Source organism: Massilia sp. NP310, from assembly GCF_019443485.1.
In the GTDB taxonomy this organism is placed as follows: domain Bacteria; phylum Pseudomonadota; class Gammaproteobacteria; order Burkholderiales; family Burkholderiaceae_D; genus Telluria; species Telluria timonae.
Genome location: NZ_CP080379.1, coordinates 4,411,871 through 4,426,322, shown reverse-complemented (window position 1 = coordinate 4,426,322; position 14,452 = coordinate 4,411,871). Strand labels below are relative to the sequence as shown.

Sequence of the window (14,452 nt, the reverse complement as noted above, 5' to 3'; positions counted from 1 at the left end):
CCATCTCCTTTCATCCTGCGCAGCAGGACAATTGTTTGACATCCTTGGTGAAGGTCTGCGCCGCGAGCTTCAGCCCCTCGACCATCGTCAGGTAGGGGAACAACTGGTCAGCCAGTTCCTGTACGGTCATGCGGTTACGGATCGCGAGCACCGCCGTCTGGATCAGCTCGCCCGCTTCCGGGGCCACTGCCTGTACCCCAATGAGTCGTCCGCTACCTTCCTCGATTACCAGCTTGATAAAGCCGCGTGTGTCGAAGTTGGCGAGCGCACGCGGCACGTTATCCAGTGTTAGCAGGCGGCTGTCGGTCTCGATCCCGTCGTGGTGCGCTTCCGCCTCGCTGTAGCCCACAGTGGCGACCTGCGGATCGGTGAACACCACCGCCGGCATCGCGGTCAGATTGAGCGTAGCGTCTCCGCCGGTCATGTTGATGGCCGCACGGGTGCCGGCGGCCGCTGCCACATAGACGAATTGCGGCTGGTCAGTGCAGTCTCCTGCGGCATAAATGTGTGGCGTACTGGTGCGCATGCCCTTGTCAATGACGATGGCTCCCTGCGCATTGACGGCGACACCCGCCGCTTCCAGCGCCAAGCTGCGCGTGTTCGGCGTGCGGCCGGTAGCGACCAGCAACTTGTCGGCGCGCACTTCGCCGTGCCCTGTGGTCAGCACGAATTCGCCGTCCGCATAGGCGACCTGGCTGGCTTGCGTGTGTTCCAGAACCTTGATTCCTTCGGCACGAAAGGCGGCTGTGACGGCCTCACCGATGGCCGGGTCTTCGCGGAAGAACAGTGTGCTGCGCGCCAGGATCGTGACCTGGCTGCCCAGCCGGGCGAAGGCTTGCGCCAGTTCCAGCGCCACCACCGACGATCCGATCACGGCTAGGCGTTCGGGAATGGTGTCACTCACTAGGGCCTCGGTAGATGTCCAGTACGGCGTGCCTTTCAAACCAGTGATGGGCGGAATGGCCGGACTGGCACCAGTGGCGACCAGGCAGCGATCGAACACCACGACGCGCTCGCCGCCATCGTTCAAACGGACGGTAAGGCTTTGGTCATCCTTGAAACGCGCTTCACCATGCAGAACGGTGATGGCCGGGTTGCCATCCAGGATGCCTTCATACTTGGCGTGGCGCAGCTCATCGACGCGCGCCTGCTGCTGGGCCAGTAGTTTGCTGCGGTTAATCGCCGGCACAGTAGCCGCGATGCCATCGTCGAACGGACTTTCACGGCGCAGATGCGCAATGTGGGCGGCACGGATCATGATCTTGGACGGTACGCAGCCGATGTTGACGCAGGTGCCGCCGATAGTACCGCGCTCGATCAGCGTGACTTTCGCGCCTTGCTCGACGGCCTTCAGCGCCGCCGCCATTGCAGCGCCGCCGCTACCGATCACGGCGACCTGCAACTGGCGTTCACCGTCGCTGCCCTTGTCGGCGGTCCCCATCCAGCCGCGTACCTTGTCGAGTAGCCCGGCGCGGTTGTCCGTCGATAAGGTATCAGCGAACGTTGCCTTGTAGCCGAGTCCGGCCACGGCGGCAGTCAGTGCGTCCGATGCGGTGCCGGGGTCAAGGTCGAGTTGGGCCGCGCCCTTGGCGTAGGACACGACGGCCGACTGTACGCCGGGCACTTTCTCCAAGGCTTCCTTGACGTGCGTAGCGCACGAATCGCAGGTCATGCCGGTGATCTTAAGGGTGGTCATGTTTGTTCCTTCTCTGTTGTCGGCGACGGTCGTTTCCGTCAGCCATGTTGTGGTGGCAGTTCGCAGCCGTCCGGGCCGCAGCGGCGATGTGCCGGCGAGACGAAATCCCAGATCGACACCCCGACCATCAAGGCCAGACCGACGTACATCAGGTTCGCCGTCCACCAGTTGCCGAGAAGCCAAACCGTGGCCGCGAATACGATGGCCGGCCTGATCATGCCGAGCAGGCTGCGGTGCCATTGACGATGACTCAGCCAGCCCAGCGCGTTTGCTAACAGGGCGATGGCGGCAAACAGCGGCAATAGCCTGGAGATAAACAGGCCCTCGTATTCACTCAGGAAGCCCAGCCCTATGGCCGCGCCGAAACTGGCGATGGCTGGGAAACAAGCCGCGCAGCCCATCGCGGAAACGACGCTGCCGAGCGCTCCGGTTTTATCGGCGATGCGTGTAATCAAGCCCATGATGTCGCTCACTGCTTAACACTGGAACTTCTTGTCCATTCCATAGCCTGAGCATCGCCGTCCGCGATCTGCTCACGTGTCAATCTGGCCGCAAGCTCGGCGCGCAGCTTGACCGCGGTCTCGTCGCCGCGGGCGGCGGCGATGCCGAACCACTTGTACGCCTGGACCAGATCGGACGCGGCCGGAGCGACGCCCTTCGCGTACAGCTGTGCCAGCTTAACTTGCGCCTGTGTGTGGTTCTGCTCAGCGGAGCGGCGGTACCAATTCACGGCCTCGCTGTCGTCAGCGGGCACAGGCCGTGCGTGGCGACGATAGAAGGTGTCGTTGGCATGCCCTTCGTAGATGCGCGCGAGGTTGAACTGGGCGTCCGCCTCGCCCTGCTCTGCCGCTGAGCGGAACCACTTCCACGAGACTGCCTGATCCTGCGCGACGCCGATGCCGTACTTGTACGCCATGCCGGTGACGTTCTGCGCAATGGGTTCACCCGCTGTGGCCTTGCGCTCCCATTCGCTTTGCGTGGTAGGCGAGAGCGACTCGATGGCCGCCTCCATCCTTTTGAAGTCATAGGCCAACGCACCGACGCTCATGAGCATCAGAAGGCCGCTTACGACGGACGAACGTCCGTATCTAAACAAGTTACTCATCATCGCTTTCCGGGTAGATTTACTGCTTGACGCTGGACGGAAAGCCCGCGTCTCCGGTTGCCTTGATCAGCTTCTGCACGCTGGTCTTGGCATCATCGAACGTGACAACCGCTTCGCGTGTCTCGAAGGTCACGTCAATTTTGCTGACGCCTTCGACCTTGGAAATCGCCTTCTTGACGATGATCGGGCAGGTGGAGCAGGTCATGCCCGGTACGGACAGCGTGACGGTCTGGGTGGCGGCCCACACGGGGGCAACAACGGCAGCGAGGGCGAGGGCGGCAAACAGTTTTTTCATGATGAACTCCTGTGATTAATAGAAAAATGGCATGACGTAGGGAAATCCGAGCGAGACCAGGACCAGCGCGGCCACGATCCAGAAAATGAGCTTGTAAGTAGCTCGCACTTGGGGAATCGCGCAGACCTCACCCGGTTTGCAGGCTTGCGCCGGGCGGTAGATGCGCCGCCAGGCGAAAAACAGCGCGACCAGCGCTGCGCCGATGAAGATCGGGCGATAGGGTTCCAGCACCGTCAGGTTGCCGATCCATGCCCCGCTGAACCCCAAGGCGATCAAAACCAGCGGCCCCAGGCAGCAGGCCGACGCAAGAATGGCGGCCAGCCCACCGGCGAAGAGCGCGCCGCGCCCGTTTTGTGGTTCAGACATACGCTTGTCCTTTCAAATTTGGTTTGGATAGCTTAAGCTTACTTCCGTAGTTATGTACGGAGTCAAGCGATATGCAAATTAATTTTGAGAATCTGACCATTGGCGTTTTTGCCAAGGCGGCCGGGGTCAATGTGGAGACCATCCGGTTCTATCAGCGCAAGGGCTTGTTGCCCGAGCCGGACAAGCCCTATGGCAGCATTCGCCGCTATGGCGCGGCGGACGTGACACGGGTGCGATTCGTGAAATCGGCCCAGCGGTTGGGCTTCAGCCTGGATGAAATCGCCGAGTTGCTGCGGCTCGACGATGGCACCCACTGCGAGGAGGCCAGCAGCCTGGCCGAGCACAAGCTCCAAGACGTGCGCGAGAAGATGGCCGATTTGGCGCGCATGGAGGCTGTGCTGTCTGACCTGGTGTGCGCCTGCCATTCGCGGCAGGGGAATGTTTCGTGTCCGCTGATTGCGTCGTTGCAAGGTGGAACGAGCTTGGCAGGGGCTTCCACAGCTTAGCGTGCTTTATTTTCCGTTTTCTGAGACGACCACAGATCAGAAAAGACTGTGCAGCCGACTCTTGATATTCCGTGCAGTCACCTTCTGAAAATGACAGCTCAAAAATCAAACCCCTATTTTATGGACATCTCAGCATGGGATCGTTGTACCATGTTCAAAAACGGTCGTTTATTGACACCCGGGTGCATGCGAACGTACTGTACAGGCTATGGCCCTAGCCTTCTTGCTGACATGGAAAACCAAAGTAAAGATTTGCCAAATCCTTCTGTTCTCGATACTGCGTTCAAGCGTCTGCATGAAGCACATCGTTATTGGCACGTCGCGCAGGAAAATTACTTCGACCCAGAGGAATTCCGAATGGCAATGCAAGCGTGCATACAGACGCTGCGAACTGTTACGTTCATGTTACAGGCAAGCAAGAGATCGCTGGACGGTTTTGATGCATGGTATAGGCCTCAGCAGGATAAGATGCGTTCGGACTCTATCTTGCGGTGGCTTATTGAGGCGCGGAACCACATCGAGAAAGCGGGGGACTTAGCAACCTACAGTCAGATGACAGCTAAGATAATCGCGTCCTATAACGACCGGTTTGAAGAAAGTAGCATAGATGGCAGCTTATTTGACAGCCTTAAGACGCTCTTCAGCAAAGTTCCGCCTTTTTATCTTGTGGGCCAGGTATTTGAGCATGGCGTCTTGCGGGTTGAGAGACGATGGGTTGCGAACACCTTGCCAAGTAGAGAGTTGCTCGATGCGTTAGCACACGCATATACAGTGTTGTCACAAGTTCTGGCTGATGCTTGCACGCACTGGTTGCTTACACCTTGGTCGGCTCCTAACATTCACGATGCCGATGTAGATACCAAGTTGGGCGAGAGCCCAAATTGCATGAGTCATCGTCCTGAAATCATTCAAATGACGATTTCTCTGAAAGAGTGTGCTTCCCTAAAGATGCTCAAGAAGGTCGTCAAACGCGATGAAACGCTAGAAGTTGCGGTGACAGCGCGATACAGAATTGAGCGGCCTAATGTCCAGCCTTCAACTTTGGAAGGACATGCGGCCATGCTGTTTGCACACGCAAGACGAGCTATTGAGAAAGACGGGTATCACATTCCGCTAGTCATTCTCTTCCGAGACAGCAAAATAGTTCACGCCATGCAACTAATGTACGGTAATCGTGCAGCGAAATATATGTTGATGCGAGACGTAGCCAGCATCGTGCAACACAAAAAGGCTGACGCGATTATGCACATAGGCGAAGCATGGCATGCACGGCTTGACCCCGCCCATCCTTTTCAATACCCATCAGACGTTCCGACTAAACGCGAAATCTTAATCTTAATGGCAAGTACAAAGGATCGGAGCTTCTCTTTAGAGGCAGAAATTCTCCGTCCGAACGATAGCGTGAAACTTGGTGATACAGTCGAAGAAACGAACTGCCATTTCGACATGTTCTCGCCTGTGCTAAAAATTTGGAACGACCAAGAGGCTTCAGCCAAAGATAACAGTTTATACAAAACGTGACATTGGCTATGACAGCGTTGGTCGTGACTACTGGCGTCTATATGCCAGTGCAAGCTTACGCTAAGTATTAGATAGGTCGGCGGGCCCCAAATAAGTAACATCGATGCGCCCGCCCTCTTGAGCTACTTGGGCACGTAAAAGCCCTGCTCGTTGAGGGGAGATTGCTGCCTGCACAATGCCAAGTGCTTTGCCATCTGTCGATAGAACATGGGGCTGGCCGGCCCAATGATGAATTTGGACAGGCATACCTGGTGGCGGTGGTGCGCTGTGCCATCTCACATCTGCCCAATACCGACGATCTTCCCAAACAAGGTTCTCATGTAGAACAAAACTTTGTACAAAATTCGTCCATATCGCCTTCGTCTCTAATGTCGGCCAATCTGGCTGAGCACTCCATGCCATCACTGCTTCTGAACTAAGCCATTCTCGAAGCCCCTGGCCTGATTGAAAGGTTGCACCGGTATCTGTGACAGCCTTTATGGCAGCCAGTCTGGAGTTGAAGCCCGCCTGAATAAGGATCGACGCGGAGCGATGCAGCGTACCGGTTTCGATGGCAGGGACAGCAAGACCAAGCTCATGGTCTTCAAGGGACAAGCCAAGAGGGCCAATCGTGTCGCCATTCGCAGCTGCCCGGACACGGATAGCCTCCATGGCCCAAGGCAGACGATATACTAGTCCTCCCTCAACAAACTGCAAAGTTTCCGATTCCTGACCGGCAGCGATAGCGGCAAGAGGCTGGCCTAGTAGCCAAACGCGCAAGATGTCTTTCCAATTTGAGGGCATGGGGTCAGGCACAAACGGATAGAAGGTGAAGACCCGCCCTGCAAGAGCCGTAATGGCACCAATCGCAGTCTCTGAGTCCCCTACCAAAATAGCAGTGTTGGCTTCCACCAAGAGGAGATTAGTTTCCGCTGCAATTGCGTCGAGTGCATGTCCAGTCGTTAATCCAACTCCTGCCAAAAAATACCCTCGGCGGCGCGCTGCCGTTGACTGGCTCCATATAAATCGGCTGCGAGCTACAAGGCCCGCCTCAAGAACCTGCTGCACCTCTTCGTTGTGACGCAGCAGGCGCCGATGCCACAGAGAGGACTGAAGGATGTCATCCAGAGCCCCCTCAATTCCCTCGTCAGGAATATCATTTTCTCCAATTAGGCTGAGGATAGCCGTGTCGAGCGTCGCAAGATGACGCTCCCATTCGGCAAGTGCGCGCTCGCGAACTTCTGGAGCCTCGTTCGCGACCTCAGGGAACGTCCAGGCGGCCGCGTTATTGACGACATAGTTTATTAGATGATGAGCATCACCGCCGATCCTTGCATGCATGCGCAGCAGCAGTGTCCAGACTAGCCGGACCAAACCACTTTCCATTTCGCGAGAACCAAGATCGGTAATAAGCCCCTCCCAATTTTGCCGCTTTTTCACGATATCGTCGAACATAGGAAAGAGTACGATACCTTCAACGTCGACGTAGGCGCGCCCAGCTCGTCCTATCACATTTTTGAACTCAGAAACGTCAATCTTCTGGCCGTGGCGGTGGAGGGAGTGCATTATGACTGCCGTGGCCGACAAATTGAGTCCTTGAGCTAGGGTCGGCGAGGAGATAGTCACCTTAAGTACGTTATCACGTAGCAGACGCTCGACCTCTTTTCTGTAGGCGGTTGGCAGGGCTCCATGGTGTAAAGCGACACCCAAGCGAAGGCATTTAAGAATTGCACTGTTCGGCCCCAGCCATTCCTCTCCGAGCGTGATTGCGGTGTTAAGGACTGCGGGATCCGCTTCAAGCAGTGTCCGTAGTGCGCCACGTTCATGAAGGTCAACGACCACATCGGCGTAAGGTTCGACACTTCGCCGCTCTGGGCAAAAAATCAGAACAGTCTGCCCATCTTCCACCAAGCGCCACGCAGTTGCCAAGCAGAGTTCGCATTGATCGTCGGGGAAGAGACGTGCTCGGCGACGTTTTGGTGGAACCCAATTTGGTGGCGCGGCACCGGTAAGGAAGCGCTGAACCCATGGACGCTCTTCACCAACCCGAAGGTTCAACCGAGCCTTAGGCGATGTCCACACGACCTCGCCGAACCGCAGGCGCGTCGGCCGCCAATCGTTCTTGATTAGGCCGCCTGGATGATCACGACGCAGCCATGCAGCGAAGTCGTCGATCTGGTCACCGTCGGGCAAGATCGCTGAAAGGCACACAATCCGCCGCCCATGTGCATCGGGACGGCGTAGAAGGCGCTGAATTTGAACTTCATAGCGAACTTCACGCTCATTTATGCCGATCATGTGCCCTTCATCGAAAACTAGTAAGCCAACGTCATCGAGAAGGGACGGATCATTACGTAGTGCGAAGTCGAGTTTCTCCGGGGTTGCTACTACGATATCCCGTTTCCGAATCGCATCCTCGTCGAAACCGCTGGCTCCTATGCTCCCGTAAAGCGCCGATATTGTCTTCCCAAGTGGACCGAACGTTCGCTGCAGAGTAGTTTCCGTCTGAGCTGAAAGCGCACGGAGCGGCGTTATGAAAAACACGCGCTTTCCGCCGGCCAGACAGCGAAGAATGCACAGCTCAGCAATGCGCGTCTTACCAGCGCTTGTTGGAAGGGAAACCACCAGATCGTCTGACTGATCGGCAGCGCGGCTCGCCGCATCGATCTGCGATGGCCAAAGGTCAATCTCCGCTTTGGCACGCCGTTGAAGTAGCGCGATAAACAATTCACGAAGTTTCGGCCAGTCGGCAGCATCGCCCCCTGTAGGCCGGAGTGGCACTTTCTCATGGAAGGTGCTCGACCATAGATCTGGCAGGAGATGGATCGCGATACGGTGCGCCCACCACTGCGGCAACATATTCAACTCGCCACAAATGGCAAGACTCGTCCGAAGGCGTTCCAACGCCTGATCGAGCAGCGGTCGCTCGCCGCGTTCCAGCGCAAGAAGGAACAACGACATCGCTGCCATGAAAGCATCGGTAAGCGCAGTGTCGAGGCCGTCGAAGAGGAAGTCGCTGCTGTCATCGACGCGCTCAGCAATGTTCTCTGCCTGATCAAGATTAGCTTGGATGGCCGCAGTAATTCGAGCGTCGCTGCCTTCGTCAGAAGCCCGATAATTAAGGACGCTTGTACGCAACGTCCCCAAGTTCCGCCTCATTAGCTGGGCCAATACTCTTTCTATCGGTGAGAAGTTCTCATCGCCTTCAACGATCGCGAGCAGGGAGTAAGCGCGGGCGGAGAGGTGCGCAAGATGATAGCTCGCCGCCGCCATGACGAAGTGAAAGTCACGATCGACCTCTTGGCGATCTCCCTTAGCGATCACAGCTTCTAGTGCAGTCGCGGCTTGCTCAAACGCGATGCGCGCCCGCGTGACATCGCCGCCGAGCTCGCGAAGCCTAAGACCAAGGCTAAGGAGTGCATAGCCATAAGAGTGCAGATCGTAACTCAGCTGTGGTGCAAAGTCTGGGGCATCGGGAGGAAGCACGCCATCGCGCCATATGATTGCACGAGCCTGCCCACGTGCAATTAGGCGGCCCCTGAAGCCGGGCGCTGATGCTTCCGTGATATCCGCTACGATTGCTTCAGGTGTTGTTGGCATTGGCAATTACTCGATCATAAACTGCGCTGACGTATGCAGTGTGCCCCTCTACTCTAAGGCCAACCGCCCACTGATGAAATGGACCTGCATACGCTTGAAGAGAGGCTGCAAGGAAGGCATCAGGAGCATTACCAGAGAAGGTGAAAAGCAAATGCTGAACATTTTGAGATGGAATGCCATATTTAAGTACGGCGTCGTCTATTGCATCAGCGAGCGGCTCATTCCCTAGTTCAAGAAGACGTGTCGAGATAAATGTCAGGGCATGGGCAGATGGCAAGCCACCGTTCTTGTCGAGGCCAGCACGTGCTTCAGTGAGAACTTGGCCAGTAAGCCTAGCGCGGCTTTTAGCTTCAGTCTTCAAAAAGTAGAGCTGCCGCATTTGTGGGTCCTGACGGATACCAATGACATCCTCACCGCGCATTGCCATGTTGCGATGGTCTTTCCAGCGTAGCCTCTTGATCGGGGCTCCGTAGCCACCGCTATGTGCATCGATCCATTCTGTCGCATAGATTTCGCCAAGGTCACCAGAGCGGATTTCCTTAGTGGTAGGAAGCTTGCCCTCAATTAGCTCGGCCGCACCAGACTTACCGAGGCGAGCAAGTGCTCTTGCTACATGTTCCTCTGACGCATAATGTCCTGGAACGATCGCTGCTGTTACTTCCACACCGGTCAAAAGCTTCGCTGCTTGACCCGTCATGACTCGACTGACGTGAGCCCCGACAGGTGTATCGACCGAAACACACCACTGGTTGAACTGCGTCACTCTGCCCCCGTCAATGAATAGACCCTACAGCTCATAACTGGACGCAGACAGTTGGATCATTGATGTGCCCGCGTTGTGATAGCCTCAGCCTCTTCCATGATGTGTGCTCATAAGGAACGTACAGCTCTTTCTGAGCCAAGCTGCGCCGTGATATTTCAACCGGAAGGTAAGCTGAGCAGCGAAATGATAAGAATAACACTTTGCCAACAACCAAGTGAATTTTCTTAAAAGTACTGTTGTAAGCATCACATGGTATCAGCAGCGTTAGCCAAGGAGGCAGTAGAAGGTCGAAGCTTTATTCGCTAGGGCCTTCTCCTTGGCGACTACTCAAGCTCCTGCCGGGCTGGTAAGCAAATCGATCATCGAACCTTGCTCAATACGCGACCCTTTAGACATAACCCCGAAGCATTCCGCCAACGAGAGCGGATTCCGCTTGAAAGGTTCGAGAAGTGCTGCCATCTGCTTCCCAGTCAACGTGGATGACGCCGACAAAAAATCAGCGCACCTTTGAAAAAGCGTGTTACGTTGCTCGGCTGGTAGCTTCTGCCTTGACCTCGGCCGGATGAAACCATAGCGTTGGCCTACTTGAGCATAAAATCGTGACAATCGGGCTGACAACTTAGCAGGGTGGCCATGTAGCCAACCCCCATTCATCTTGCCATTGACCAACGGTATGAGGATGACATGGCAATGTGGAACGCCTTGATCAAGATGAACTGCTGCGCTCAACATCGGTACCTTAAACTCTTCTTGCGCCCACCGAACGCAATCCTCAAAGTATCGGTGGAAATCGATGTTTGATCCAGATGAGAAAGTGAAGACGAGCTCAATGCCCCAGACCGCGTCCTCTCTGAGTTTTCTTCCACCTGTATCCGCCGAGCTAACAATCTTATCGGCGATATCCATCGCAGCTGCCGTGGTCTTCGGGCCGAACAACATGTAATTGTCGCGAACCTTATCGGTTTTGATACCGCCATATGGCCCCCGCTTCGCGAGAAGCTCTCGCGTGTTATGCTCAAGTGCAACCTTCAGGTGGGCACGGCCGCCGAGTTTTTTACTCGAGTATGCGCCGGCATTGCGGCTACGGCTTTCGACCTCTTCCATATTCAAGGAAGAGCCTGTAGCTGACGTAAAGCGCTCCATAGACTCAACCTACATTGCCGACGAGCAATGCATTCACATCACTAACCCGCCACTGATTTCTGTTACCGAGCTTCATCGGGACAATGCCGAAGAAGTGCCCCTTCTCTGACAAGTGCTTCCTGATGGTCTGCTCTGCACGTCGGATCAAACGTGCCAATTCAGAGGTAAGGATAAACTCGCTGCCGTTTGCGAGCGCAGCCAGAGATGGAGACAGGGTCGTCGTTGTATTGATCGCCATATTTAATTCCTAAGTTGCGCCAACGCGAGGAATTCACGTGGATGCGCAGGGCGATCCAGACTTTATGGCCGATTTTTGGAAAACTTCGTTTTTTTTGTTGTAGAGGTACCACAGCTGCACGCTGAGCATCTACGCCATGAGGAGGACTGTCGTTGATGAGGGAGCAAAGAGTGCTGATTCGAGTGAAGTCTACACAAGTATAGACTTCACGAAACTACGACTCGGCTTGGGCACGAGCTGTCCCTACCTTAGGAACCCTGCCCAGACGGTTCAAAATTTACACCTGCCTCATCCAACACCCATCGCTCAATCTTGACATGCCACTTCGATAGAAGACCCAACTGGCGCCGGATGTAGTTCTGCTCTCTGACACCTTGAGGTGCGTGCCCTTGGATCTGACCGGCGATGCCGGCAGGGACCTCGACCCACTCGCTGAGCGTTGCAAACGAACGTCGGAGACCATGCAAGGTGAGATGAGGCAAGCCAACGGAGGCGAGTGCTTCGTTGTGAGCTATCCGAGGCTCTGCGATATGGCCTGATGCTGCCGTTGGGCTCGAAAAGACCCATTCGTTCCTTCTTGGTAACTGACTAAGCAAATGCGCGACATATGGCGTTAAGGGGACCTCCCGCGTGCCTTCGATTTTATCTTTCAAGACGATGCGGCCGCCCCATTCAAAAGTCACATCCCTCCACCGCAGCTGGGCTAGCTCTTCGCGCCTCGCGCCAGTAAGCAACAGGCACTGTAGGTAAGCACTAAAGATGGGGTTACCGATCCTGCGCACTGCGTCGAACCACTGTCCCAACATCTCACGCTGCAGCACGTCATTGCGCTTCTTTGGCTTGCCCAGGCTCTCTCGAATACGAGTACCTTTGGTCGGGTTACCTGAAACGACACTTGAGTAAGTCCTGTGCGTAGCACACCAGTTCATGCACGCTTTTAGCAACCGATGGGCTAGCCTCGCACTGGAGGGACGGGTCTTCACTTCCTCTTTTGCCCACTCCTCAATGCGTTCTTGAGTCAATGCAACCAACGGGACACGTGAAAGCGAAAACAGGGGACCAGGTGCGGTAAGTTTTCGGCTGCGAGCTCGCGACTCGCCCCCTGCTTGGATGAGTTTGCGGTGGGCTGCGATGTGGTGATCAGACCAGCCGTTGGCCCGACTTGAGATACGATCTGCGACATACTCGGGCCAGATGTCCCCAAGCGTCACAGACTCTCGAAGCGCTGCAGCCACAGCAGCATCTCTTGCTGCGTCTTGTGTCGCCTGTTCCTCGGCCTTGACTTGGCGTGGGTCGCGTCCACTATCCACAAGGACCTTTAAACGCCTAGCCTCTGCCTGAGCCTGATCAATGGTCCACGCTTTCACCGAACCCAGCGTCATTCGCAATGTCTCGTTGTTCAGCTTGGCTTGGAAGATATACGATTTCGCCCCGTTAGGGGTTGTTCGCAGTCCCAAGCCAGGCGCCTCTGTGTCCCAAAGGAACGCTTGGCTCTTCCCTACCTCGCACTCAAAATCTCGGATCTTACCGAGGGTGAACTTTACTCTTGCCATTAATGTACCCGCGCCAGATTATGTAACCACCATGTAACCCGGCAGCGAGTATATCAATCAACGCTCATCAATACAAATTCTGAAAAAAATATCGCAAGTACCTGAATTTATGTAACTATCTCAAATTTCAGGAATGCCGATCAACGCTAAGAAACCCCGCATTCCGGCGATTTGTAATCATCAGGTGGCGGGTTCGAGTCCTGCAGTCGGCACCAGTCATTCAGCAAAAAGCCCAGTCCTCCAGACTGGGCTTTTTGTTTTTCGCGGTCCGCCTACCTCGCCTTGAGCGACAGCGCCATGCGGTGCCGCAGCTTCGGATATACCATAGGCACGGTCAACATCGTGCTGCCAATCGCCATCAGCAGCAACGCGGTAAACGTCTCGCTGGTAATGACGCCCTTGTCGAGCAGGATATTTGCAAAGATGATCATGATCAGCGCCTTGGTCTGCAGCAGCCAGCCGATGATCGAGGCTTCTTCCTTGCTCCACCCGAGAATGCGGCCGGCAATCCGCACACCCACCAGCTTGCCCGACACCGACGCCGCCAGCAGGACGGCCGCCACGACGAACACTGCCGCCCCTCCCACTGCCCAGTTGGTACGCAAGCCGGTGCTCAAGAAAAAGACCGGCATCAATACCAGCAATACGTTATGGCGCAGGAAATCGAGTTTCTCCTGGTCGAACCAGTCCGCATCCATGACAGCGCCGGCCAGGAACGCCCCCACCATATAGTGCAACCCGGCCCAATCGGCGGCAAACCCGCACACGATCAGCCACACCAGCATCACGAACCACCGATCCCGCTCCGGAATACTCACCATCAAGCGCCGGAACAATTTGGTCGCGACGATAAAGACCAGGAAGAATCCCAGCTGCCGCCCCACCCGCTCCCAATCGAGCAGGATCAGCGCCAGCACACCCCAGATCGCGATATCGTCCAGGCTGGCATACCGCAAGATGCGCTGCCCCAGCGGCTGCCGCAGGATGTCCAGCTTCTCCATCAGCAGAATCAGGATCGGCAACGCCGTCACCGCACACGCCATGCCTACCCCAAGCACGAACTGCCAGCTTTGCGCCTCAGCCCCGATCCATCCGGAATAGCCGAGCATGCCCACCGCAACGACACTACCGAACACCAACGGCACCCCAAGCGCCAGTCCGGCCGTAATGCTGCTCTCGCGCCGATGCTCCCACGCCTTCTTGAGATCGAGCTCGATCCCCGCCAGCATTACGAAGATCATGACCGCCCACCAGGCAATCCCGTTGAGAGTCTGAATAACCTGCGGATTGAAAACGAAGCTGTAGTACTCCGGATACGCCTTGCCCAACACGCCAGGCCCCAGCAACACACCGGTGATGATCTGCACGACGACCAGCGGCGCCCAGTAATCGGTATTGCCGAGTCGCCAGATCAGATAGGGCACGGCAAAGATCAGCAACATCGCGATCAGGAAGATTTCGGTGGTACTCATTGCGCTGTGCATCGGACTGTCTCAAGCTGATTATTATGGTGAAGGCGCCCGCCCCAGGACGAGCCACACGATCTCCCGCGAGTATCCCCGTAAATATCAGCACGCAGCAATCTACAACGTGAAGTTTCTCTGAAGATTCGTGTCAAAATAACATAGTGCAAGATTAGTTTGACCGAGAATTAACCCGGTGCTATAGTCGGGCCAAGCCGATGGTA

The 14,452-nt window shown here is 55.9% G+C and carries 13 protein-coding genes; 2 read left to right on the top strand and 11 right to left on the bottom strand.

What is annotated here, in order from left to right; translation table 11 throughout:
* Positions 1–10: 10 nt before the first annotated feature.
* The 5 genes from merA to merT form a co-directional block, all read right to left on the bottom strand.
* Positions 11–1,696: a mercury(II) reductase gene (merA, locus tag KY496_RS19425; protein ID WP_005413393.1), complete on the bottom strand. Its 1,686-nt coding sequence runs from the start codon at positions 1,694–1,696 to the stop codon at positions 11–13.
* A 38-nt stretch (positions 1,697–1,734) separates the two neighbouring features.
* On the bottom strand, positions 1,735–2,157 hold the full coding sequence (gene merC, locus KY496_RS19420) for an organomercurial transporter MerC (protein ID WP_005413394.1): 423 nt from the start codon (positions 2,155–2,157) through the stop codon (positions 1,735–1,737).
* Between the two features lie 8 nt (positions 2,158–2,165).
* Positions 2,166–2,750, bottom strand: a complete 585-nt coding sequence (locus KY496_RS19415; protein ID WP_200412083.1) for a tetratricopeptide repeat protein — start codon at positions 2,748–2,750, stop codon at positions 2,166–2,168.
* Between the two features lie 70 nt (positions 2,751–2,820).
* On the bottom strand, positions 2,821–3,096 hold the full coding sequence (merP, locus tag KY496_RS19410) for a mercury resistance system periplasmic binding protein MerP (protein WP_005413396.1): 276 nt from the start codon (positions 3,094–3,096) through the stop codon (positions 2,821–2,823).
* A gap of 15 nt (positions 3,097–3,111) precedes the next feature.
* Positions 3,112–3,462, bottom strand: a complete 351-nt coding sequence (merT, locus tag KY496_RS19405) for a mercuric ion transporter MerT (RefSeq protein ID WP_031623830.1) — start codon at positions 3,460–3,462, stop codon at positions 3,112–3,114.
* 71 nt (positions 3,463–3,533) lie between these two features.
* On the opposite strand from merT, the gene merR reads away from it, so the two are divergent.
* Together merR and KY496_RS19395 are read left to right on the top strand one after the other, a co-directional pair.
* Complete coding sequence (merR, locus tag KY496_RS19400; protein ID WP_005413398.1) at positions 3,534–3,968, top strand: Hg(II)-responsive transcriptional regulator; 435 nt, start codon at positions 3,534–3,536, stop codon at positions 3,966–3,968.
* Between the two features lie 48 nt (positions 3,969–4,016).
* Positions 4,017–5,489, top strand: coding sequence for a hypothetical protein (locus KY496_RS19395; RefSeq protein WP_219862029.1), 1,473 nt, complete (start codon positions 4,017–4,019; stop codon positions 5,487–5,489).
* A gap of 60 nt (positions 5,490–5,549) precedes the next feature.
* Here KY496_RS19395 and KY496_RS19390 read toward each other — a convergent pair whose 3' ends face one another.
* The 6 genes from KY496_RS19390 to KY496_RS19365 form a co-directional block, all read right to left on the bottom strand.
* The gene (locus KY496_RS19390) at positions 5,550–8,792 is read right to left on the bottom strand and encodes a DEAD/DEAH box helicase (RefSeq protein WP_229520313.1); all 3,243 of its coding nucleotides are present in this window, start codon (positions 8,790–8,792) and stop codon (positions 5,550–5,552) included.
* A 259-nt stretch (positions 8,793–9,051) separates the two neighbouring features.
* Positions 9,052–9,831 (bottom strand): Hachiman antiphage defense system protein HamA, encoded by a 780-nt coding sequence (locus tag KY496_RS19385; RefSeq protein WP_219862025.1) that lies wholly within the window; start codon positions 9,829–9,831, stop codon positions 9,052–9,054.
* Between the two features lie 327 nt (positions 9,832–10,158).
* Complete coding sequence (locus KY496_RS19380) at positions 10,159–10,974, bottom strand: plasmid recombination protein (protein WP_219862023.1); 816 nt, start codon at positions 10,972–10,974, stop codon at positions 10,159–10,161.
* A 4-nt stretch (positions 10,975–10,978) separates the two neighbouring features.
* A complete protein-coding gene (locus tag KY496_RS19375) occupies positions 10,979–11,212 on the bottom strand; it encodes a hypothetical protein (protein ID WP_219862021.1) in 234 nt (77 codons plus the stop codon).
* 248 nt (positions 11,213–11,460) lie between these two features.
* Complete coding sequence (locus KY496_RS19370; RefSeq protein WP_219862019.1) at positions 11,461–12,765, bottom strand: integrase family protein; 1,305 nt, start codon at positions 12,763–12,765, stop codon at positions 11,461–11,463.
* 272 nt (positions 12,766–13,037) lie between these two features.
* The gene (locus tag KY496_RS19365; RefSeq protein WP_370659787.1) at positions 13,038–14,237 is read right to left on the bottom strand and encodes a cation:proton antiporter; all 1,200 of its coding nucleotides are present in this window, start codon (positions 14,235–14,237) and stop codon (positions 13,038–13,040) included.
* Positions 14,238–14,452: the final 215 nt, after the last annotated feature.